This window comes from Janthinobacterium sp. Ant5-2-1, from assembly GCF_001445815.1.
Taxonomy (GTDB): Bacteria; Pseudomonadota; Gammaproteobacteria; order Burkholderiales; family Burkholderiaceae_D; genus Janthinobacterium; species Janthinobacterium lividum_E.
Map to the genome: position 1 here is coordinate 208,175 of NZ_LNCE01000047.1, position 21,694 is coordinate 229,868.

The following is a 21,694-nucleotide window of genomic DNA, read 5'->3' on the forward strand; positions in this document are numbered from 1 at the left end:
TACCCATTCCAAAAAACAGGAGACAACATCATGCGTATCAAATCCCTCGTCCTGGCGCTCGGCGCCACTTTCGTCCTCGCCACCGGTGCGCACGCGCAGACGGTCAAGGTCTTCGTCGGCGGCCAGGAGCGCCCCGAAGTCATGCGCGAACTGTTCGCCAAGTTCATGGCCGCCAATCCCGGCGTCAAGATCGACCTGGAAACGGGCGGCGCCACCTCCGAATTGCAGCAGAAATACCTGAACACCGTGCTGTCGGCCGGCGACACCACCCTGGACGTGTTCCTGATCGACATCATCCGCCCGGCCCAGTACGCGTCGGCCGGCTGGATCGAAAGCCTGGACAAATACCTGGGCGCCGACCGCGACAAGATCATGGGCCAGTACCTGCCGGCCTACAAGCAGGCGAATATGGTCGACAACAAGGTCGTGGCCCTGCCCGCCTTTGCCGACGCCATGTTCCTCTACTACCGCAAGGATTTGCTGGCCAAGTACAAGCTGGCGGCGCCGAAAACCTGGGATGAGCTGGCCACCGTGGCGCGCACCATCCAGGCCGGCGAAAAGAATCCGGAATTGCAAGGCATCAGCTTCCAGGGCAAGGCCATCGAAGGCGCCGTCTGCACCTTCTTGCTGCCGTACTGGAGCCAGGGCGGCGAACTGGTCACCAACGGCAAGCTGACCCTGGACAAGCCCAAGGCGGAAGCGGGCCTGGCCATGTGGCGCAAGCTGGTCGACCAGGGCGTGGCGAAAAAGAACATCGCCGAAGTGGCCACTGACGATACGCGCAAGGAATTCCAGGCCGGCAACGTCTTGTTTGCCGTCAACTGGGGCTATGCCTGGAACCACTTCCAGGATGGCGCCGACAGCAGCGTGAAAGATAAAGTCGGCGTCGTCAGCCTGCCGGCCATGGCGGGCGGCAAGCCGGCCTCGTGCATCGGCGGCTGGCAGTGGGCCGTGTCCTCGTTCTCGAAAAACAAGGAAGCTTCGGCCAAGCTGGTGCGCTGGCTGTCGAGCCCGGAAGTGTCGAAGCAGCTGGCCATCAAGGCCTCCAACCTGCCCGTCTACCCGTCCGTCTACCAGGACAAGGAAGTGCTGGCCGTCAATGGCTGGTTCGCCGACGCCCTGCCGGTGGTGCAAAGCGCCCGTTCGCGCCCCGTCACGCCGCGCTACAGCGAAGTGTCCGAAGCCGTGCGCGTCAACACGAATGCCGTGATGGCGGGCGTGAAGACGCCGGCGGCCGGCGTGGCCGAGATCGAAAACCGGGTCAAGCGCATCCTGCGCTAACCGGCATGCGCCCGGGCCGCCACGACGGCGGCCCGGGCGGCACACGCATACGCACACCGCAACAGACGAGGAAATCATGAGGCAACGCACCCTGAAAAGCCGCATCACGGACCCCAGCGAAACGACGCTGGCCTGGGTCCTGCTGACGCCGGCGATTCTGTTTTTACTGCTGATCGTGGCCTACCCGGTCAGCAAATTGATCTACAACAGCTTTTTCGACATCCGCCTGTCCGGCGGCAGCCTGCCCAGTTTCGTGGGCCTGGACAACTACAAGATGGCGCTGGAAGACAGCCTGTTCTGGAAGTCGCTGAAAAACACCGTCATCATCACCATCGTCACCGTGCCGGGCGCGCTGGTGGCGGGCCTGGGCCTGGCCATGCTGGCCAACATGCCGTTCAAATACCGCTGGCCCGTGCGCCTGGCGCTGCTGCTGCCGTGGGCGCTGCCGCTGGCCTTCGTCGGCCTGATCTTCGCCTGGTTCTTCCACAGCGAATACGGCTTGGTGAACGACATCATCCGCCGCATCGACCTGCTGATCCCCGGCCTGGGCTGGGAACCGCAAATCTGGTTCAATTCGCCCGCGCTGACGATGGCCGCCATCTGCATCACGACCATCTGGAAAACCTCGTCGTTCATGGCGCTCATTTTGCTCGCCGGCCTGCAGACGATCCCCGCCTCGCTGTATGAAGCGGCCGAGGTGGACGGCGCCAGCAAGTGGAAGCAATTTACGGAAGTGACCTTGCCGCTCTTGGTGCCATCGATGCTGGTGGCGCTGATCTTCCGCACCTTGACGGCCATCCAGTCCTTCGATATTCCGTACAACATGCCCGGCCCTGGCGATGAAACCAAGACCCTGGCCATGTACATCCAGTCCAATACGGTGGACTACCTTGACGTGGGCTACGGCTCGACACTGGCCGTGTTCATGTTCCTGCTGTCGATGGCCACCACGTTTGTGTATCTGAAATATGTAAGAGGAGACAAAGAATGAGCGGCCTGTTTTCATCGAAGCGCCTGCGCTGGTTCGCCGCCGCGATCGTCATCCTCAACGGCGTCTTCCCCGCCCTGTGGATTTTGTTCACCTCATTGAAGACCGAGAGCGAACTGACGCAAAAGCCGATCACCTACTGGCCGCACGAACCGACCATCGGCAATTTCATCTCGGCCTTCCAGGACCAGCCGCTGCTGACGTTCCTGACCAACAGCCTGATCGTGGCCGGCCTGTCGACCCTGCTCAGTCTGTTCATCAGCGCGCTGGCCGCGTATGCGATCGCCCGCTTGCGGCTGCGCTTCCGCGGCCTGATCCTCACCGCCATCATCGGCGTGTCGATGTTCCCGCTGGTGACCCTGATGGTGCCGCTGTTCGAGATCATGCGCAGCCTGGGCCTGCTCAATTCCTACTGGGCGCTCGTGCTGCCGTACACGGTGCTGAACCTGCCCATCTGCACCCTGATGATGGTGAGCTTTTTCCAGGATATCCCGCGCGACATCGAGAATGCGGCCATGCTCGACGGCTGCACCCGCCTGAGCGCCCTGTGGCGCATCGTGCTGCCGCTGGCCGCGCCTGGCGTGGCGACGGCGGCCATTCTCGCGTTCGTCAATTCCTGGGACGAGTTCCTGCTGGCGCTGTCGATGAATTCGGCCGTGGCTTACCGCACCCTGCCCGTCGGCATCCAGCTGTACCAGGGCGAGTTCGCCTTCCCGTGGCCGATCATTTCGGCGGCGCTGGTGGTGGCCATCGTGCCCATCGTCGTGCTGATCGTGATCTTCCAGGAAAAGGTCGTCAGCGGCCTGACCTCGGGCGGCTTGAAAGGCTGAGGCTGAAAATGGACCACCAGTCTCCCTTCACCCTCGCGCACGGCGACTGCCGCGCCGACGTCCACCCGGCCACGGGTGGCGCGCTGGCGGCGCTCCGCTGGCGCGGGCGCGACATCCTGCGCGCCGCGCCGGCCAACGCTGGTGTGCGGCAGATGGCGTGCTATCCGCTGGCGCCGTATTCTAACCGCATCGGCAACGCCGTGCTGCAGGCCGATGGCCACACGCATGCGCTGCGCGCCAACTTCCCGCCCGAGCCGCACAGCATCCACGGCTTTGGCTGGCAACGCGCCTGGCACGTGGCGGCGCGCACGGCCAACAGCGCCGAACTGCTGCTCGTGCATGGCGGCGACGCGGACTGGCCGTTCGCCTGCACCGTCCAGCAAACCGTGCTGCTCGACGAAGCCGGCCTGCGCCTGACTTTATCGGTGCGCAATGACGACACGCGCGCCATGCCCGCCGGCCTGGGTTTTCACCCCTACTTTCCGCTGGCCCCTGGCCTGCGCCTGCAGACCCAATGGGATGGCGTGTGGAGCATGGGCGACGACCGCTTGCCCGCCGGCCTGGCACCTGTGTTGCAAGCGTCGCCATTCGCCACGCCGCAGCAGGTGGCCGGCTGGCAGGCGGACAACTGCTACAGCGGCTGGACGGGCCGCGCCAGCCTCGATTACGGTAATTACAGCGTGCAGCTGTCGGCCAGCGACAATTGCGGCCACCTCGTCTGCTTCGCGCCCAACGACGAACGCAGCTTCATTGCGCTGGAACCCGTCACGCACGCGAATAACGCGTTTGCGCTGGCCGCACGCGGCGCGCAAGGCACGGGCATGCGTTTGCTGGCGCCCGGCGAGAGCCTGCACATCGCCATGCGACTGGCCATGGAAGACACTGCGGAGGCCCAGCATGCGTGAATGGCAAGCCGAACTCGCGCTCGACGCGCGCGCCCAGCTGGGCGAATGCCCGCTGTGGAGCGTGGCCGAGCAGTGTTTATATTGGATCGACATCGCCGGACGCCGTGTGCACCGCTACGATCCGGCGACAAACCTCGACCGCGTCTGGTGGGTGCCGTGCGAGCCTGGCTGCATCGCCCTGGCTGAAAAGGGCGGCCTGGTGGCGGCCCTGCGCGACGGTTTCTACCGTTTCTATCCGCAGGAAGGCTTGCTCGACAAGCTGGCCGATGCACCGTACGACAGCCGCGACATGCGCTTCAACGATGGCCGCTGCGACAGCGCCGGGCGTTTCTGGGCCGGCGCCATGTATGAGCCGCGCACGACGGAACTGGCCGCCATGTTTTGCCTGGAACGGGGCGCCACGCGCCTGGGCTGGGGACCGCAACAAGGCTTCGGCGTCAAGGTCAGCAACGGCCTTGCTTTCGCGGCCGACGGGAAATCACTGTTCCAGTCCGACACGCCGAACCACGTGATCTACCGTTTCGCGTTTGACGCGGCCAGCGGCCAGGTCGGCGAGCGCCAGGTATTCTCGCGCCTTCCCGTCAAGGGCGAAGAAGCCGTGTACGGCGGCCGCCCCGATGGTGCGGCTTTGGACGCCGAAGGCTGCTACTGGAGCGCGCAATACGAAGGCGGCCGGGTACTGCGCTTTTCGCCGCAGGGCGAGATCATCGGCATCGTGCGCGTGCCCGTCACGCGCCCCACCATGATCGCCTTTGGCGGCGCCGACCTGCGCACCCTGTACATCACCAGCGCGCGCGAAGGCGCAGGCGACGACGAACTGGCGCGCCAGCCGCAGGCCGGCGGCCTCTTTGCCGTGCGCCTGGACGTGGCAGGCCGCCCCGAACCCCTTTACCGGGATTGATACCCCACACAACCCTCCCGAGGACAGCATGAACGCCAACATCACTCTCTACCCCAGCCTGCAGGACCGCGTGGTCTTCGTCTCCGGCGGCGGCTCCGGCATCGGCGCCGCCCTGGTCGAACACTTCGCCCTGCAAGGCGCGCAAGTGGCTTTTTGCGACATCGACCGCGACGCCAGCGCCGCCCTGGCCACGCGCCTGGCGCCCCTGTGCCGCCATGCGCCCTATTTTGTGTACAGCGACATCCGCGACATCGCCGCCTACCAGGCCAGCCTGGCCGACGTCGAGGCGCGTTTCGGCGCCATCCGCGTGCTGCTCAATAACGCGGGCCGCGACGACCGCCATTCGCTGGCCGAACTGACGCCCGAGTACTGGGACAACTGCCTGGCCCTGAACCTCAAGCACCACGTGTTCGCCATCCAGCAGGTGGCGCCCGGCATGGCGGCGGCCGGCGGCGGCTCCATCATCAACCTCGGCTCCATTTCCTGGATGCGCGGGCGTCCCAACCTGGTCGGCTACACCACGTCCAAGGCCGGTATTGCGGGCCTGTCGCGCACCCTGGCGCGCGAGCTGGGCGAACAGAATATCCGCGTCAACGCCATCGCCCCGGGCGCCATCGCCACGGACCGCCAGGCCGCGCTGTGGCGCGATCCGGAAGAAGACCGGCGTTTCATCGAACTGCAATGCCTGAAATACCGGCTCGACGCGGGCCACGTGGCGCGCACGGCCCTGTTCCTGGCGGCCGACGATTCGGACGGCATCACAGGGCAGAACATCATCGTCGACGCGGGTCTGGCCCAAGTCTCGGTCGCCGGATAAGCAGCATCCCTCATCCAAGGAGAACCCCATGTTGAACCTGCAAGACGCAAGCCTGTTGAAACAGCAATGCCTGATCGACGGCGCCTGGTGCGACGCCGATGACGGCGCCACCATCGATGTCACCAACCCGGCCACGGGCGCAGTCATCGCCACCGTGCCGCGCATGGGTGCGGCCGAGACGCGGCGCGCAATCGCCGCCTCGCATGCGGCCTTCCGGCTGTGGCGCAAGCAGACGGTGAAGGCGCGCGCCACGGTGCTGCGCGCCTGGCATGCCTTGATTTTGCAGCACGCCGACGACCTGGCGCTGATCCTCACCAGCGAGCAAGGCAAGTCGCTGGCGGAAGCGAAGGGCGAGATCGTCTCGAACGCGGCCTACCTGGAATGGTTTGCCGAAGAAGGCAAGCGCGCGTATGGCGACGTGATCGCGCCGCCATCGAACGACAAGCGCATCGTCGTCATCAAGCAGCCGATCGGCGTGTGCGCGGCCATCACGCCGTGGAATTTCCCGAACGGCATGATCACGCGCAAGGCCGGCCCTGCCCTGGCGGCCGGCTGCGCCATGGTCCTGAAACCGGCGTCGCAAACGCCGCTGTCGGCCCTGGCCCTGGGCGAACTGGCGCTGCGCTCCGGCGTGCCGCCCGGCGTGTTCAATGTGGTGACGGGCGCGGCGCAAGCGATCGGCACGGAACTGTGCCACAACGACCTGGTACGCAAGATCACGTTTACGGGATCGACGGAAGTGGGCGCCTGGCTGTCGCGCGAGGCGGCCGGCACGATCAAGAAGCTGTCGCTGGAACTGGGTGGCAACGCGCCCTTCATCGTTTTCGACGATGCCGACATCGACGCGGCCGTCGAAGGCGTGCTGATGTCGAAATACCGCAACAGCGGCCAGACCTGCGTGTGCGCCAACCGCATCTACGTGCAGGACAGCATCTACGATGACTTCGCCGCCCGCCTGGTGGCCAAGGTGGCCGAACTGAAACTGGGCAATGGCCTGGACGCTGGCGTCACGCAAGGCCCGCTGATCGATGAAAACGCCGTGCGCAAGATCGAGCAGCACATCGCCGACGCGCTGTCCAAGGGCGGCAAGCTGGCCATCGGCGGCAAGCGCCACGCGCTGGGCGGCAGCTTTTTCGAGCCCAGCGTGGTGCTGGAAGCGAACAGCGACATGCTGGTGGCCACCGAGGAAACCTTCGCCCCGCTGGCGCCCCTGTTCCGCTTCGGCAGCGAAGACGAAGTCGTCGCCATGGCCAACGCCACGCAGTTCGGCCTGGCCGGCTATTTCTACAGCCGCGACCTGGGCAGAGTCTGGCGCGTGGCCGAAGAACTGGAAGTGGGCATGGTCGGCATCAACACGGGCATGATCGCCAATGAAATGGCGCCGTTCGGCGGCGTCAAGCATTCGGGCATGGGCCGCGAAGGCTCGCATTACGGCATGGACGACTTCCTCGATATCAAATATTTGTGCATGGGAGGGATTTGATTATTTAATGTAGGCAAGGCAGGGATCAGCAATAATACACCTATAAAAACACAGGAGACAGGATCATGCAAACGACGTTACGCAAGACCACATTGGCCGCGGCCATCACGGGCGCCCTTTTTTCGGCATCATTTGTTAGCGCTAACGCGCACGCCGACGAACTGAGCGACATGAAAGCCATGCTGGCTCAGCTGCAAGAAAGAGTGGCGCAGATGGAAGCGAAGGCGGCCCAGCCAGCGCCAGCAGCAGTGATGGCGGCCGCACCGGCATCATCGGCGGCGGCGCCGATAAAACCCGCCACCGGCTTCAACTGGAAGCTGTACGGCCGTGGCGACATCGGCTACACGGTCTCGCGCGGCAAGGATGCCAGCGGGCGTCAGCTGACGAACCACCGCCTGAACCAGGGCGAGATGGCCAGCCGCCTGGGGCTCACGGGCGCCTGGGTCTTCAGCGATGAATACAAGGCCATCTTCGGCGTCGAAACGGGCTTGAACCTGTTCAACGGCAATGCGGGCGGCGGCACGCAAAACAACACCACCTCGTCCGTGCTGTTCAACCGCGGCTCCACCGTGGGCTTTGCCTCGACCACCTGGGGCTCGATCGAAGGCGGCACCATGTACATGGCGCCGTTCTGGGTTTCGCTGGGCGCCGATCTGGCGTCGGCCCACAACTACGGCGCCAACGACTTCAGCGCCCTGTTCTCGCTCACGCGCCCCGAATCCCTGGGCCGCTACCTGAAAGACCCCGTGACGGGCAACGCCAGCAAGACGACGAGTTTGGCCGGCAACAACTCGGGCACGGCCCTGTTCTATGGCAACGCGCTGCGCTACCGCAGCCCCACCTGGAACAATATCTCGGCGGAGGTGTCGTATTCAGCCGGACAGCAGGCGTCTTCCGCCACCGACCTGGAAAACGATGGCCGCAGCTGGGCCGCCAACGTGCTGTACAAGAAGGGCGATCTGTTCCTCGGCTATGCGCACATGGATTACCAGCAGAGCAACGACATCAGCACGGCCGGCACGCCGAACTTCGTCAAGCGCAACCAGGTCACGGACATCGTCGGCGCGCGCTACAAGTGGAACGACTTTACCTTGGGCGGCTCCTACACCTCCTACCGCGTGTCGAACGCGGGCGGCTATGCGGCCGACGCCTTCGGCGTGTCGGGCGCGTACGACCTTGGCAAGCACCGCATCGAAGGCAGTCTGGCGCACATCAGCTATGACGGCGCCAACGCCAAAGGCGCGTTCGGCACGAACACGGGCGACGGCGTGGGCAAGCCGACGTCGACGGCCTACTCGCTGGGCTACCTGTACAACTTCCAGCCTACCCTGTCGTTCTATGCGTATGCCACGCGTATCGCCAACAACAGTCACGCCAAGCTGGGCGTATTGCAGTTCCGGGGGGACAATAACTACTTCGGCTACAGCCCCGTCGAGCTGACCGCCGGCATGTTCCTCGTCTTTTAATTAGTGCTTAATTGTTGATGCACCGCCGGCCCGCCGCATGCCCCGCCATGCGGGCGCCGGTTTTCACAGGAGTTGATCGTCATGCAGTACACACTACACCAGGAAAATGACAGCGTCGCCCTGCGCTGCGCCGGCCGCTTGCTGCTGCGCCACAGCGCCGATGCGCCATGCGTGTTCGTCGGCCAGGGCCGCGAAAGCATGGAAATGTACCGCGGCAATTTCGAGATCGAGGATTACGTCGAGGAGCGCAATGCCCTGCGCGCGCTGGCCGTCACGCAGGATGGCGACGCCGCCACCCTGAGCTTTGCGCGCCATGCGGGCGAGGTACCGCAAATGGTGCTGGCCGTGCAAGCGACGCCGCATGGCGTGCACCTGGTGGTGCAGTACGCGGCGCCGGGCTGGAACCGGCTGTGGCTGCGCCTGCCCGCGGAACAGGACGAACATGTGTGGGGCTGCGGCGAGCAGATGTCGTATTTCGACTTGCGCGGCCGCCACTTCCCCCTGTGGACGTCGGAGCCGGGCGTGGGCCGCGACAAGTCGACGCATCTGACGTGGCAGGCGGACGTGACGTCCAAGTCGGGCGGCGACTACTATCACACGAATTATCCGCAGCCGAGTTTCATCTCTTCGCAGCGTTACTGCCTGCATGCGGAAACGACGGCGTATGCGGACTTCGATTTCCGCCAGGCCGACTTCCACGAGCTGCAATTCTGGGCCATGCCAGAGCGCCTGGAATTCATGCTGGCCGAGACCTTCGTCGACCTGGTCGGCGTCGTGTCGCAGCGCTTCGGCCGCCAGCCGCAATTGCCTGCATGGCTGCAAAATGGCGCCATGCTGGGCCTGAAAGGCGGCGAGGAGCACGCGCGCGCCATCCTGGCGCAGGCGCAGGAACACGGCTTGCCCGTCAGCGCCCTGTGGTGCGAAGACTGGGTCGGCTTGCGCCAGACCTCGTTCGGCAAACGCTTGTTCTGGGACTGGCGCTGGCAGCCGCAGCGCTACCCCGACCTGAAGAACTGGATCGCCGACCTGGCCAAACAGGACATCCGCTTCCTCGGCTACGTCAATCCCTACCTGTGCAACGACGGCACCTTGTACCAGGAAGCGCTGCAGCAGGGCTTTTTGGCGACAAGCATGGACGGCGGCGCCTATCTGGTCGACTTCGGCGAATTCGATTGCGGCGTCGTCGACTTCACCAATCCGGCCGCCGCGCTGTGGTTCGAGGAACGCATCCTGCGCCAGGAAATGCTCGACTTCGGCCTGTCCGGCTGGATGGCCGATTTCGGCGAATACCTGCCGATCGACCTGCGCCTGCACAATGGCGCGGACGCTCGCCTGATGCACAACGCGTGGCCGACCCTGTGGGCCGAAGTCAATGCGCGCGCCATCGAGCGGGCCGGCAAGACGGGCGACGCCACCTTCTTCATGCGCGCCGGCTACACGGGCGTGCAAGCGCACTGCCCGCTGCTGTGGGCGGGCGACCAGTCCGTCGACTTCAGCCGCCACGACGGCTTGCAGACAGTGATCTGCGGCGCCCTGTCCTCGGGCCTCCTGGGCAACGCCTACCACCACAGCGATATCGGCGGCTATACAAGCTTGTTCGGCAACCTGCGCACGGCGGAACTGTTCCAGCGTTGGACGGAGATGGCCGTGTTTACATCGATGATGCGCACGCACGAAGGCAACCGCCCCGACGAAAACTTCCAGTTCTACCAGGATGAAGAGGTGTTCCGCCACTTCGCCCGCATGACGCGGCTGCACGTGGCGCTGGCGCACACCATCCGCGCCTTGGCCGAAGAGGCCGTGGCGCGCGGCCTGCCGCTGCAGCGCCCGCTGTTCCTGCACTATGAACACGACCGCGCCACCTACGCAATCCAGGACCAGTACCTGTTCGGCCCCGACCTGCTGGTGGCGCCCGTGCATGCGGCCGGTGCCGCGCGCTGGAGCGCCTACCTGCCGCAGGGCGACGCCTGGATCCACCTGTGGAGCGGCGCCGCGTTCGACGGCGGCCAGCGCGTGGAAGTCGATGCGCCATTGGGCCAGCCGCCCGTCTTCGTGCGGCGCGGTTGCGCGCAGCAGGACTTCTTCCTGTCGCTGGCGAAATGAGCCTGGCATGAGCGTGGCGTCGCACCTGCTGTTCCTGGCCTGCGTGGCGCTGGCCAGCGTGGCGCAGAACCTGACGGGATTTGCCTTCGGCCTGATCCTGCTGGGCCTGACGGCCGTGCTGCACCTGGCCAGCCTGGGCGACGTCGCCAACGTGGTCAGCGTGCTGGTGCTGGTGAATGCGGCCATCACGTTTGGCCGCACGCGCCCGCAACTGGCCTGGCCCGTGTTCGGCCCATCGCTGGCCGTCAGCCAGCTGGGCGTGGGCGCGGGCGTGGCCCTGCTGGGCTGGTTCAGCGCGCAGCAAGTAAGCGTGCTGCGCTTCCTGCTCGGCTGCGCCATCGTCGTTTGCGCCTTCATGCTGGTGCTGCGCGCCAGCGCGCGTGCGCGGCAGTCAAGCCTGCCCGCCTTCCTGTTCTTCAGCGGCGTGTCCGGCGTGATGGGCGGCCTGTTCGCCAGCGCCGGCCCGCCCATGGTCTACCACCTGTACCGCCAGCCATGGCCGGCCGACATGATCCGCCACTCGCTGATCGTGCTGTTCGCCGCGAATGCCGTGCTGCGCCTGGCCCTCGTGCTGGCGCATGGCCAGTTCAGCATGACGGCATTCTGGCTGACGCTGGAAGCCTTGCCGCTGGTGACGGGCTTGACGTGGCTGGCGCGCCGCCACCCTTCGCGCCTGCCCATCGAACACGTGCGCCGCGCCGTCTTCGTGCTGCTGCTGATCGCCGGCCTGGCCCTCGTGCTGCCGCCCGTGCTGTCGCTGCTTGCCTGATGCGGCGCCTTTTTTAGCTTTTTTACTTTTACAAGACGAGTCTTCCATGTCCGCTTCCCGCTTTTCCTCCCTGCCCGCCGACTGTGACCTGCTGGTCGTCGGCGGCGGCATCAATGGCGCCGGCATCGCGCGCGACGCGGCCGGCCGCGGCTTGCGCGTGGTGCTGTGCGAACAGCACGACCTGGCGCAGCACACCTCGTCCGCGTCCACCAAGCTGATACACGGCGGCCTGCGCTACCTCGAATACTATGAATTCAAGCTGGTGCGCAAGGCGCTGCAGGAACGCGAAGTGCTGCTGCGCGCCGCGCCCCACATCATGTGGCCGATGCGCTTCGTCATGCCGCACGACGCCGCCCAGCGCCCCGCCTGGATGATACGCGCGGGCCTGTTCCTGTACGACCACCTGGCCAAGCGGGCCTTTTTGCCCGCCTCGCAAGGCATCGCGCTGGACACGCACGCGGCAGGCGCGCCGCTGAAAGCCGGCTACCGCAAGGGCTTCGTGTACTCCGACGGCTGGGTCGACGATGCGCGCCTGGTGGTGCTCAATGCGCTCGATGCGCAGGAACACGGCGCGCACATCCTTACGCGCACGGCTTGCGTCGACGCGCGCCGCGATGGCGGCAACTGGCAAGCCACCCTGCAAGCCGAGGATGGCCAGCGCAAGACGCTGCGCGCGCGCGCCATCGTCAACGCGGCGGGGCCGTGGACGGCGCAATTTGCCGGTGCGGCCGGCGGCGGCAAGACGCAGGGCCTGCGCCTGATCAAGGGCAGCCACATCATCGTGCCGCGCCTGTTCGAGCATCCAAACGCCTACATCTTCCAGAATCCGGACCAGCGCATCATCTTCGCCATCCCCTACCAGGATGACTTTACCCTGATCGGCACCACGGACGAGGAATACAAGGGGGAAGTCAGCCAGGTCAAAATCAGCCAGATGGAGATCGATTACCTGTGCCAGGCGGCGAACCGCTATTTCAAGCGCGAGATTTCTCCCGCCGACGTCGTGTGGACGTATTCCGGCGTACGCCCGCTGCTCGACGACAGCGCGCAAAACGCCTCTGCCGTCACGCGCGACTACCTGCTGGAAGTGGCGCGCGGCGACACGACGACTGGCGCGCCGCTGCTCAATATCTGGGGCGGCAAGATCACCACCTACCGCAAGCTGGCCGAGGAAGCATTGGGCTTGCTGGCGCCCCTGCTGGACAATACCGCCGCGGCGTGGACGGCCGAGGCGCCCCTGCCCGGCGGTGACCTGCAGCAGCCGAACCGGCTCGTGGACAGCCATGATTTCGACGGTTTTCTCGCCCGCTTCCAGCGCGACCACGCCTGGCTGCCGCCCGCGCTGGCGCGCCGCTATGCGCGCGCCTACGGCAGCCGCGCCACACGCCTGCTGACGGGCGCCACCTCGATGGCCGACCTGGGCGCGCGGCTGGCGCCCGGCCTGTACGAAGCCGAAGCGTGCTATCTGATCGAGGTGGAATGGGCCAGGAGCAGCGACGACATCCTGTGGCGGCGCAGCAAGCTGGGATTGCGCTGCGCGCCGGCCGACGTGGCGCGCGTGCAGCAGTGGCTGGCGGTCCATCTGGCGCAAGAGGTGGCGGCATGACGTATTTGCTGGCCCTCGACCAGGGCACCTCCAGCTCGCGCAGCATGGTGTTCGATGAATCCGGCGCCATCGTCGCCGTGGCGCAGCGCGAGTTTCGCCAGCTCTTCCCCCAGCCGGGCTGGATCGAGCACGACCCCATGGAAATCTGGCACAGCCAGGTCGAGACTTGCCGCGAAGTGCTGGTCAAGGCGGGTTTGCAGGCCGATGCGCTCGGTGCGCTGGGCATCACCAACCAGCGCGAAACGACGGTGGTCTGGGACCGCGCCACGGGCGAGCCCGTCTACAACGCCATCGTCTGGCAAGACCGCCGCACGGAAGCGCTGTGCGAAGACTTGCGCGCGCGCGGCCTGGCCGGCGCCATCCATGCCAAGACGGGCCTGGTGCTCGACCCGTATTTTTCCGGCACCAAGCTGCGCTGGATACTCGACGCCGTTCCCGGCGCCCGCGCGCGGGCCATGCGCGGCGAACTGGCCTTCGGCACCATCGATACGTGGCTGGCGTGGAAAATGACGGGCGGCCGCCTGCACGTGAGCGACGTCACCAATGCTTCGCGCACCATGCTGTGGAACCTGCATGAAGGCTGCTGGGATGCCCAGCTGCTCGACTGGCTGGGCATTCCCGCCAGCCTGCTGCCATCCGTCCACCCGTCGAGCCACGTGTATGGCGAAACGGATGCGGAATTGCTGGGCAGCCCCGTCATCATCGGCGGCATCGCCGGCGACCAGCAGGCGGCGCTGTTCGGCCAGACCTGCTTCAAGCCGGGCATGGCCAAGAATACCTATGGCACGGGCTGCTTCCTGCTGCTCAACACGGGAGACCAGTGTGCGCAATCGCAGCATGGCCTGATCAGCACGGCCGCCTGCCAGGTGGGCGCGCAGCCGGCGTATGCGCTCGAAGGCAGCGTCTTCATCGGCGGCGCCGTGGTGCAGTGGCTGCGCGACGGCCTGGGCGCCATTGGCCACGCGGGCGAAGCGGAAGGCCTGGCCGCCTCCGTGCCCGATTCGGGCGGCGTGGTCTTCGTACCATCGTTCACGGGACTGGGTGCGCCCTACTGGGTGCCGTCGGCCAAGGGCGCCATCCTGGGCCTGAGCCGTGGCAGCACGGTGGGTCACATCGCCCGCGCGGCACTGGAAGCGATCGCCTTCCAGAGCGCCGCCCTGCTGGGCGCCATGACGCGCGACGCGCAAGCGCCGATCACGGAACTGCGCGTGGACGGCGGCGCCTGCGCCAACAACCTGCTGCTGCAATTTCAGGCCGACTTGCTGGGCATCCCTGTCGTGCGCCCGCAAGTGATCGAAACGACGGCGCTGGGCGCCGCCTATCTGGCGGGCCTGGCCATCGGCCTGTATCAAGGCACCGACGAGCTGGCGTCGCACTGGCGCGCCGACAGGACGTTCTTGCCCACCATCGGACGCGACCAGGCGGCCAGTCTGATGCAGCAGTGGGAGGTGGCGGTGCGGCGGTTTACGGGGAATGGGGAGGGATAGCGAACGCTTGCAGTAGCCAGCATGTCGACACGCCGCCTGCGAGCGGCGGCGACACCTGGCAAGCTGGGCAAATTAACGGGCAAGGAAGGTATTGAGTATCGACAAGGTAAGCAGAATCACGCCCGCGCCCATGCCGACAGCCGCCACCAGATTGCGGCTGCGCTCTTCATCTTGCAAGAATTGATGTACCAGTCGCGCCATGATCGAACTCCTTGTACTTAATTCCTTGTACTTCATGCTAGTCACCTTATCCCTGTGTTGTCAAGTGAATGTCCGAGTATAACCACCCGGCCGCAATTGTGAGAATCGCCGAGGCAAGCAGCACGCGGTAGTGGCGCAGCGTTTTCAAGCACACGGTGAAGCCGCACTTTTTCGTCGGGAAAACGGGCCCTGCCGCCGCTATCAGCGCGTGAAATATCAGCACGGCGACCACCAGCCAGAAGGTGTTCATGCTCCACAGCTGCGACACCGCCTTGCCAGCCGCGGGATGCGGCAGTTCATACAGCCCATTGACGCACATGCCCAGCCCCGCCCACGATAGTTGGCCATCCTTGATCGCAACCAATGGATTGGCCCGCGCCTTTTCCGTTGTGGACAGGTCAAAAAGAAAGAAGGCGCTCAAAAACACGAGGGGCAACAGGGTTGGGACAAACAGATTCATCAGATGCCAGTCGTTCATGACGCCCCCATGGACACGCTTGACGCGACAAGATGTGCAACTTGAAATGGTGGCAGTATCAGCGAAGTGGACTTTGATAAAAGTCATGCGGATACGGTCTTGGGAAAGAGAACGCACACAGGGCAAAAAAAAGCCCGCTGCGGGAGCGGGCTGAATCTATTTCCCTGGAGGAAGATAGAGGAGACAAATGCATGATGCCGCGTTGCAGCATATAAAACCACTTTATATTCGTGATGTCAGAAATACGCAATAGTGATATTAGGGGCAACGAAGCATTCCATGTGGCAACTTTTATGCTGCCGCTTCCGTTTTCCCGTCGCCAGAACGCAACATATTCTTGATGCCCCGCAGCGCCTGTCGCACGCGCGCTTCGTTTTCGATCAGGGCGAAGCGCACGTATTCATCGCCATACTCTCCGAAACCGATGCCGGGCGACACGCTGACCTTGGCTTTTTGCAGCAGCAGCTTGGCAAATTCCAGCGAGCCCAGGTGGCGATACGCTTCCGGGATATGCGCCCAGATATACATCGACGCCTTCGGTTTTTCCACCATCCAGCCAGCTTCATGCAAGCCTTTCACCAGCACGTCGCGGCGGCGCTGGTACTGGGCGCAGATGTCCGTCACGCAGCTTTGATCGCCTTCCAGCGCGGCAATGGCCGCCACTTGCACGGGCGTAAAACTGCCATAGTCGTGGTAGCTCTTGATGCGCGCCAGGGCCGCCACCAGTTCCGCATTGCCCACCATGAAACCGATACGCCAGCCCGCCATGTTGTAGCTTTTTGACATGGTAAAAAACTCGACGGCCACGTCGCGCGCCCCGGGCACCTGCATGATGGACGGCGCCTTCCAGCCATCGAAGGTGATGTCGGCATACGCCAGGTCATGCACCACCAGAATATTGTGCTGCTTCGCCAGCGCGACGACCCGCTCGAAGAATTCCAGCTCCACGCATTGCGCCGTGGGGTTGGACGGGAAACCCAGCACCATCATCTTCGGTTTCGGATAGCTTTCGCGGATGGCCCGCTCCAACTCGGCAAAGAAATCCACGCCCGGGCCCATGCGCACGGAGCGGATATCGGCGCCCGCGATCACGGCGCCCCAGATGTGGATCGGGTAGCTGGGGTTCGGCACCAGCACCGTGTCGCCACGGTCGAGTGTCGCCAGCATCAAGTGGGCCAGGCCCTCTTTCGAGCCGATGGTGACGATGGCTTCGCTGTCCGGGTCGATGTCGACCTCGTAGCGCTTCTTGTACCAGTGCGCAATAGCGCGGCGCAAGCGGGGGATGCCTTTTGACGCGGAATAGCCGTGCGTGTCGGGGCGTTTCACTGTCTCGACCAGCTTGTCCACGATGTGGGCCGGCGTGGCGCCATCGGGATTGCCCATCGACATGTCGATGATGTCCTCGCCACGGCGGCGCGCGGCCATCTTGAGTTCGGCGGTGATATTGAAAACGTAGGGGGGAAGGCGATTGATGCGCGAAAAGCTGCGCGGAGCTTGGCTGTCGGTCATGGTATCTCTATACGTAAGCGCCCGGATCCGTCCGAGCGACGTTGGCACAATGCGTGCGCCTGCAACGATACTAACCCGGCTTCGCAAGAACTGGCAAGTGTGTAGTCAAGCCGTTACAATGCAGGCTGATCGAAAATGAGCGCACCGGTTGGTAACCCGGTAAGTGCCCGGCACAGTCCGGCATGCTCCCGCCCACGCGGACCCACGGCGCTGACCTCTGACTGTTACACCAGCCGGGGAGGTGTTCTGGTTCGTGCATTTTCCCGCCGCGCCATCCCTCCCCTGTTTTTTACTTTAGGAATTAGACGGATGGCAACTCACGACACCGCAGTAACTGGCATGACCCTGGACCGCGCCGGCATGGAACAGCAACTGGCCTTGCCGGTACGCCACTTCATCGATTGCGCCTTCGACGGCGAAGACTTGACGCGCCTCGATTTGCAAGGCTGCACTTTCGAACGCTGCACCTTTGCCGACACCAACTTGTTCGCCAGCAAGCTGGCGCGCAGCACCTGGCGCCGATGTCGCGCCGGCAGTGCCGATTTCGAATCCGTCGACGCCGTCGACGCCTGCTTCGAAGGCTGCGACCTGAACAACACGAAATGGCGGCGCGCCAAGCTGGCCTCGGCCACCTACCGCGGCTGCAAGCTGACGGGCGCGTCCTTCGAGGAAGCGGCCCACCTGGGCCTCACCTTCGAAGAGAGCCTGCTGGTGGGCGCCGACTTGCGCGGCTTCTCGTTCCGCAAGGCGACATTAAAACAGCTGGATTTTTCCGACGCCTACCTGGCCGGCTGCGACTTCCGCGACGCCGTCTTCGAAGGCGGCAGCCTTCGCAACGCCACGATCAAACTGGCGAAGTTCCAAGGCGCGGACTTGCGCGGCGCCGATATCGACGGTTTCAAATTGAGCGAAGCGGCCTTGCTGAAAGGCGCCGTCATCACGCATGCGCAGGCGGCCAACTTCATGCGCGCGCTCGACCTGGTGGTGATATAAGCCTCGCCCCACAGTCGTCCTGAACAGCAAGCTTGCGGTAAAAGCGGGTTGCCGCAACTAAAGGTTCTGGGCTGGTGGCATTGCTTGTTCCATGTCCATCGCCCATTCTGCGTCGCTCAGAAGTTTTTCAGACCCAGGCCACTCCATTCACCACAGTCCATGCCAAATAATGCGTGCTATATTCCACACGCAGCTTTCCATTTAAACATCCGCCGACGCTAGTGCCAAATTACGATGATGAAGATAATAAAGATAATCTTATTCATACTGCTGTGCATCCTGACATCCATCACCGTTCCGCCAGCGGGAATAATCTTCAGCTATATGGCGCTGCGTGAAAACAAGGAGTGCATCAGAAGATTTATCGTCAAGATATCTCCCGACACCGAAAAAATCATCCCTGCGCTGATCGAAAGATATAACGATCCCAAAACCATTATTTCACTTGTCATTTTTTCCATTACCACGATAGGCGGCTTGATCCTCCTGATATCGCACCTACATGTCCAGGAAACAGATGATTATGTAAATTACATCCTCGAACAGGTGGCACTGACAGGCATTCTCGTCATTGGCGTGTCAGGCATTGCATGGGTACTATTTTCGCTGGATTCCGTTTTTGCAAGCCTGCTGGCAAAAGTGGCGGTTTCCCTGGCGGTGTCTGCCTGCGTGATTTTTTCGCGCCTGAGCGCAGTCGATTTTTTTGCGGCCAATTTTCCATTTCCGCCGTCCTACCTGCCCTTTTCTTTTGGCCTCGCCACCCTGATATTTGCCTTCTCGTTCAGCGCCTTTGCCTATGCTGTGCTGGCAATCATATTCGAGGTCATTTTCCTGTTGTTCTTGTTTATTTTCGATTTCAAGACCAATAAAAAAACCACTTACTTCCTCTTTGCAATCTCCATTGCCGGCTTTATCGGAAGTTATTCGGCGGCCATGGCCATGATCCAGGGCATATCAAACAAGGGGCCACTTTTCATGATCAAGGCCGCGGAGCGCTATGACTTCACCACCAACCACATGTGCCAGACCCAGGACGGTGAAACCGTTGTCTTCATTGACAATGTAGCGGATCGCGCGATTGCAGCGACGTTTCCGCTGCCCCCACAAGGCGAAAAAATTTCCCCTCGAAATATCTCTGATGTCATCTTAAAAAGCTATCTGCCAACAAATTTTCGCACCGTTTATTGCAACCCGCTATCGGAGCCCCGCAAGGAAGCTGGCTGGTGCGGCAATTCTCAGGGCTATGGCTTTTGCGACGCCGATCGCATGCCGCACAAGTAACAGGCAAAAAAAAGCCCGCTACGGAAGCGGGCTGAATCTATTTCCTTGGAGGAGATAGAGGAGACAAGTGCATCTTGCGGCATTGCGGCATATCACGCCACTTTATCTTCATGATGATAGAAATACTCATCAGTGATAATGAGGCGCCATCAGGGTTTCAAGCCGTGCGGCGCGTGGCCTGCGGCAAAAATTCTCCCAGCCACACCAACAAGGCCAGGCCTGGAAACGCCATGCCGGTCAGCAAGGTCGCTTGCCAACCGTAGCTGGCATACACCCAGGCGCCGATGGCCGAGCCGGCCGCGCCGCCGGCGAAGAACAGCGCGAAATACAGGCCGTTCAGGCGGCCCCGCACTTCAGCGCCCAGGCTGAAGATGGCGCGCTGGCCCAGCACCAGATTGGCGGCAACACCCATGTCGAGCACGATGGAAGCGACCACCAGCAGCCCCAGCGCCACATGTTTCGATTCCGGCGCAAACATCGGCAAGGCAAAGGCGACGATGCCCAGCGCCAGTGCAACGGCCGTGGCCGGCAAGGTGTGGCCCGCGTCGGCCAGGCGGCCGGCGATGGGCGAAGCGACTGCACCTGCCATGCCCACCAGGGCAAAGATGGCGATGCCCGTTTGCGACAGGCCGAACGCAGGGCTGGACAGCACCAGCGGCGTGACGGTCCAGAACAGGCTGAAAGCGCCAAACAGGCCGGCATGATAGGCGGCGCGGCGGCGCAGCACGGGCGTACCCAGCAGCAGATGCCACAGCGAGGCCATCAGGGCTGGATATTTCATGCTCGACACGGGCTGGCGCACGGGCAAGGCACGGCGCAGGACCATCGCCAGCAATACCATCAGCACGGCGGCGCCACCAAACACCACGTGCCAGCTCGCATGGGCCGCCACCAGCGAGGCCACGGGGCGGGCCAGCATGATGCCCAGTAACAAGCCGCTGACCACCTTGCCCACCGTCTGGCCCCGCGTCGCCTCTTGCGACAGGTGGGCGGCAAACGGCACGATCACTTGCGCCGCCACGGAACCGAGGCCGATGGCCAGCGCTGCGGCCAGGAACACGATGGCGCCGGTGGAGAGGGCTGCCACCACGAGGGCCGTGGCCGTCACCAACAAGGCAGTGACGATCAGGCGGCGGTTTTCCAGCAAGTCGCCCAGGGGCACGACAAACAGCAGGCCCAGGGTATAGCCCACTTGCGTCAGGGTGACGATCAGCCCGGCCGCCTTGGCCGACAGGCCCGTCGAAGCGCTGATTGGCCCGACGAGGGTTTGCGCGTAGTACAGATTGGCGACGATCAGGCCGGAAGCGATGGCCAGCAGCAGCACCATGGCGGGCGAAATGTCGTGGGGAGCAGACGGTGAGGCCTTGTTCATGTTGTTTCCTCGGTTCGATAGGGATGTTGCCATTCTAGGCAAAGCTGAGGCAAAGATAATTAGGGCATAATCCGCTTATACTTTTCACATAACATGAACAATTAAACGGAAGCTCTCCCATGGACAAGATCAAGGCCATGCAAACCTTCGTGCGCATCGTCGAGGCCAACAGTTTTTCCAAGGCGGCCGAAACCTTGAATTTGCCACGCGCCGCGCTGACGGCCACGCTGCAAAAGCTGGAAGCCTATCTGGGCACGCAATTGCTGCAGCGAACCACGCGCCGCCTGTCGCTGACACCGGAAGGGGCCGAATACTTTCGCCACTGCATCGACATCCTGAAAGCCGTCGATACGGCGGAACTGGCGTTTCGCGGCCCGGACGCGAAAAAACCGCGCGGCTTGCTGCGCATCAACCTGCCCAATACCGTGGGCCGGCGCCTGATCATTCCCCATATCGCGCAATTCCATGCCGCCTGGCCGGACGTGCAATTGCAGCTGAGCCTGACTGACCGCCTGGTCGACCTGACGCAGGAAGGCATCGATTGCGCCTTGCGCGTGGGCACCTTGCAAGATTCCGCCTTCATCGGCAAGCAGATCGGCCTGATGCGTTTCGTCACGTGCGCCTCGCCCGCCTACCTGGCGCAACATGGCACGCCGCACACCCTGGCCGATCTGGCAGTGCACCGGGGCATCATTCATTACTCGGGCCGCACGGGACGCGCCTTCGACTGGGATTTCCAACAAGGCAAGGAAGTCGTACGCGTGCAGATGGCCGGCCCCATCGCCGTCAACGACGCGGACGCCAGCGTTGATTGCGCACTGCAAGGGCTCGGTGTGGCGCAGGCGGCCATGTACCAGGTGCGCGCGCACCTCGACAGCGGCGCGCTGGTGGCCGTGCTGCCCGACTGTCCGCCGACGCCCATGCCGATGTCACTGCTGACGCCGCAAGGCCGCCTGGCCACGCCCAAGCTGCAGGCGTTTGCCGGCTGGATCACGGCCTTGCTGGCTGCCCACCCCGACGTGCAACTGCCTATGCCCAAGATTTGAGGCAAAAAAAAGCCCGCTACAGGAGCGGGCTGAATCTATTTTCTTGGAGGAGAATAGAGGAGACGAATGAATTATGCTGCATCGCGGCATATCAATCCAATTGATTGTTGAAATGATAGAAATACGCGAAACGAATAACTACTGTTTACCCCAAAGCAAAAGCTGGGGTCAGACCCGA

At 63.5% G+C, this 21,694-nt stretch carries 19 protein-coding genes; 15 read left to right on the forward strand and 4 right to left on the reverse strand.

Features of this window, described 5'->3' with window-relative positions:
- Positions 1 to 30 precede the first annotated feature (30 nt).
- From ASN89_RS16175 to glpK, 12 genes are all read left to right on the forward strand, one after another.
- Positions 31 to 1,281, forward strand: coding sequence for an ABC transporter substrate-binding protein (locus tag ASN89_RS16175; protein ID WP_058049978.1), 1,251 nt, complete (start codon positions 31 to 33; stop codon positions 1,279 to 1,281).
- A 76-nt stretch (positions 1,282 to 1,357) separates the two neighbouring features.
- Positions 1,358 to 2,272 carry a carbohydrate ABC transporter permease gene (locus tag ASN89_RS16180; protein ID WP_058049979.1) on the forward strand — a complete coding sequence of 305 codons (915 nt, stop codon included), beginning with the start codon at positions 1,358 to 1,360 and terminating at the stop codon, positions 2,270 to 2,272.
- Positions 2,269 to 3,099, forward strand: coding sequence for a carbohydrate ABC transporter permease (locus tag ASN89_RS16185; protein WP_034755232.1), 831 nt, complete (start codon positions 2,269 to 2,271; stop codon positions 3,097 to 3,099). The genes ASN89_RS16180 and ASN89_RS16185 overlap by 4 nt, the downstream gene beginning before the upstream one ends.
- 8 nt (positions 3,100 to 3,107) lie before the next feature.
- Positions 3,108 to 4,004, forward strand: a complete 897-nt coding sequence (locus ASN89_RS16190) for an aldose 1-epimerase (RefSeq protein WP_058049980.1) — start codon at positions 3,108 to 3,110, stop codon at positions 4,002 to 4,004.
- Positions 3,997 to 4,905: an SMP-30/gluconolactonase/LRE family protein gene (locus tag ASN89_RS16195; RefSeq protein WP_058049981.1), complete on the forward strand. Its 909-nt coding sequence runs from the start codon at positions 3,997 to 3,999 to the stop codon at positions 4,903 to 4,905. The genes ASN89_RS16190 and ASN89_RS16195 overlap by 8 nt, the downstream gene beginning before the upstream one ends.
- Positions 4,906 to 4,933: 28 nt before the next feature.
- Entirely contained in the window at positions 4,934 to 5,722 is a 789-nt protein-coding gene (locus ASN89_RS16200) for an SDR family NAD(P)-dependent oxidoreductase (protein WP_058049982.1), read from the forward strand.
- A gap of 28 nt (positions 5,723 to 5,750) precedes the next feature.
- A complete protein-coding gene (locus tag ASN89_RS16205; protein WP_058049983.1) occupies positions 5,751 to 7,205 on the forward strand; it encodes an NAD-dependent succinate-semialdehyde dehydrogenase in 1,455 nt (484 codons plus the stop codon).
- Between the two features lie 65 nt (positions 7,206 to 7,270).
- On the forward strand, positions 7,271 to 8,671 hold the full coding sequence (locus ASN89_RS16210; protein WP_058049984.1) for a porin: 1,401 nt from the start codon (positions 7,271 to 7,273) through the stop codon (positions 8,669 to 8,671).
- An 81-nt stretch (positions 8,672 to 8,752) separates the two neighbouring features.
- A complete protein-coding gene (locus tag ASN89_RS16215) occupies positions 8,753 to 10,774 on the forward strand; it encodes an alpha-glucosidase (RefSeq protein ID WP_058049985.1) in 2,022 nt (673 codons plus the stop codon).
- A gap of 7 nt (positions 10,775 to 10,781) precedes the next feature.
- A complete protein-coding gene (locus ASN89_RS16220; RefSeq protein WP_058049986.1) occupies positions 10,782 to 11,543 on the forward strand; it encodes a TSUP family transporter in 762 nt (253 codons plus the stop codon).
- A 46-nt stretch (positions 11,544 to 11,589) separates the two neighbouring features.
- Positions 11,590 to 13,149, forward strand: coding sequence for a glycerol-3-phosphate dehydrogenase (gene glpD / locus ASN89_RS16225; RefSeq protein WP_058049987.1), 1,560 nt, complete (start codon positions 11,590 to 11,592; stop codon positions 13,147 to 13,149).
- Positions 13,146 to 14,636: a glycerol kinase GlpK gene (glpK, locus tag ASN89_RS16230; RefSeq protein ID WP_058049988.1), complete on the forward strand. Its 1,491-nt coding sequence runs from the start codon at positions 13,146 to 13,148 to the stop codon at positions 14,634 to 14,636. Before glpD ends, glpK begins: the two co-directional genes overlap by 4 nt.
- Before the next feature lie 72 nt (positions 14,637 to 14,708).
- Here the strand turns inward: glpK and ASN89_RS29700 are convergent, their stop codons facing one another.
- The 3 genes from ASN89_RS29700 to alaC form a co-directional block, all read right to left on the reverse strand.
- On the reverse strand, positions 14,709 to 14,837 hold the full coding sequence (locus ASN89_RS29700; RefSeq protein WP_258002789.1) for a hypothetical protein: 129 nt from the start codon (positions 14,835 to 14,837) through the stop codon (positions 14,709 to 14,711).
- Positions 14,838 to 14,883: 46 nt separating this feature from the next.
- Positions 14,884 to 15,315, reverse strand: coding sequence for a hypothetical protein (locus tag ASN89_RS16235; RefSeq protein ID WP_058049989.1), 432 nt, complete (start codon positions 15,313 to 15,315; stop codon positions 14,884 to 14,886).
- A 291-nt stretch (positions 15,316 to 15,606) separates the two neighbouring features.
- Positions 15,607 to 16,824 (reverse strand): alanine transaminase, encoded by a 1,218-nt coding sequence (alaC, locus tag ASN89_RS16240; RefSeq protein WP_034755193.1) that lies wholly within the window; start codon positions 16,822 to 16,824, stop codon positions 15,607 to 15,609.
- Positions 16,825 to 17,133: 309 nt separating this feature from the next.
- On the opposite strand from alaC, the gene ASN89_RS16245 reads away from it, so the two are divergent.
- Entirely contained in the window at positions 17,134 to 17,817 is a 684-nt protein-coding gene (locus ASN89_RS16245) for a pentapeptide repeat-containing protein (protein WP_058049990.1), read from the forward strand.
- Between the two features lie 234 nt (positions 17,818 to 18,051).
- The gene (locus ASN89_RS16250) at positions 18,052 to 19,098 is read left to right on the forward strand and encodes a hypothetical protein (protein ID WP_058049991.1); all 1,047 of its coding nucleotides are present in this window, start codon (positions 18,052 to 18,054) and stop codon (positions 19,096 to 19,098) included.
- A 157-nt stretch (positions 19,099 to 19,255) separates the two neighbouring features.
- Here ASN89_RS16250 and ASN89_RS16255 read toward each other — a convergent pair whose 3' ends face one another.
- Positions 19,256 to 20,470: an MFS transporter gene (locus ASN89_RS16255; protein WP_058049992.1), complete on the reverse strand. Its 1,215-nt coding sequence runs from the start codon at positions 20,468 to 20,470 to the stop codon at positions 19,256 to 19,258.
- Between the two features lie 119 nt (positions 20,471 to 20,589).
- On the opposite strand from ASN89_RS16255, the gene ASN89_RS16260 reads away from it, so the two are divergent.
- Entirely contained in the window at positions 20,590 to 21,516 is a 927-nt protein-coding gene (locus tag ASN89_RS16260; RefSeq protein WP_058049993.1) for a LysR family transcriptional regulator, read from the forward strand.
- Positions 21,517 to 21,694: the final 178 nt, after the last annotated feature.

Excerpts from the sequence above, each read along its gene's own strand:
- ASN89_RS16175 (WP_058049978.1), top strand. The coding sequence starts at position 31 with ATGCGTATCAAATCCCTCGTCCTGGCGCTCGGCGCCACTTTCGTCCTC.
- ASN89_RS16180 (WP_058049979.1), top strand. The coding sequence starts at position 1,358 with ATGAGGCAACGCACCCTGAAAAGCCGCATCACGGACCCCAGCGAAACG.
- ASN89_RS16185 (WP_034755232.1), top strand. The coding sequence starts at position 2,269 with ATGAGCGGCCTGTTTTCATCGAAGCGCCTGCGCTGGTTCGCCGCCGCG.
- ASN89_RS16190 (WP_058049980.1), top strand. The coding sequence starts at position 3,108 with ATGGACCACCAGTCTCCCTTCACCCTCGCGCACGGCGACTGCCGCGCC.
- ASN89_RS16195 (WP_058049981.1), top strand. The coding sequence starts at position 3,997 with ATGCGTGAATGGCAAGCCGAACTCGCGCTCGACGCGCGCGCCCAGCTG.
- ASN89_RS16200 (WP_058049982.1), top strand. The coding sequence starts at position 4,934 with ATGAACGCCAACATCACTCTCTACCCCAGCCTGCAGGACCGCGTGGTC.
- ASN89_RS16205 (WP_058049983.1), top strand. The coding sequence starts at position 5,751 with ATGTTGAACCTGCAAGACGCAAGCCTGTTGAAACAGCAATGCCTGATC.
- ASN89_RS16210 (WP_058049984.1), top strand. The coding sequence starts at position 7,271 with ATGCAAACGACGTTACGCAAGACCACATTGGCCGCGGCCATCACGGGC.
- ASN89_RS16215 (WP_058049985.1), top strand. The coding sequence starts at position 8,753 with ATGCAGTACACACTACACCAGGAAAATGACAGCGTCGCCCTGCGCTGC.
- ASN89_RS16220 (WP_058049986.1), top strand. The coding sequence starts at position 10,782 with ATGAGCGTGGCGTCGCACCTGCTGTTCCTGGCCTGCGTGGCGCTGGCC.
- glpD (WP_058049987.1), top strand. The coding sequence starts at position 11,590 with ATGTCCGCTTCCCGCTTTTCCTCCCTGCCCGCCGACTGTGACCTGCTG.
- glpK (WP_058049988.1), top strand. The coding sequence starts at position 13,146 with ATGACGTATTTGCTGGCCCTCGACCAGGGCACCTCCAGCTCGCGCAGC.
- ASN89_RS29700 (WP_258002789.1), bottom strand. The coding sequence starts at position 14,837 with ATGGCGCGACTGGTACATCAATTCTTGCAAGATGAAGAGCGCAGCCGC.
- ASN89_RS16235 (WP_058049989.1), bottom strand. The coding sequence starts at position 15,315 with ATGAACGACTGGCATCTGATGAATCTGTTTGTCCCAACCCTGTTGCCC.
- alaC (WP_034755193.1), bottom strand. The coding sequence starts at position 16,824 with ATGACCGACAGCCAAGCTCCGCGCAGCTTTTCGCGCATCAATCGCCTT.
- ASN89_RS16245 (WP_058049990.1), top strand. The coding sequence starts at position 17,134 with ATGGCAACTCACGACACCGCAGTAACTGGCATGACCCTGGACCGCGCC.
- ASN89_RS16250 (WP_058049991.1), top strand. The coding sequence starts at position 18,052 with ATGATGAAGATAATAAAGATAATCTTATTCATACTGCTGTGCATCCTG.
- ASN89_RS16255 (WP_058049992.1), bottom strand. The coding sequence starts at position 20,470 with ATGAACAAGGCCTCACCGTCTGCTCCCCACGACATTTCGCCCGCCATG.
- ASN89_RS16260 (WP_058049993.1), top strand. The coding sequence starts at position 20,590 with ATGGACAAGATCAAGGCCATGCAAACCTTCGTGCGCATCGTCGAGGCC.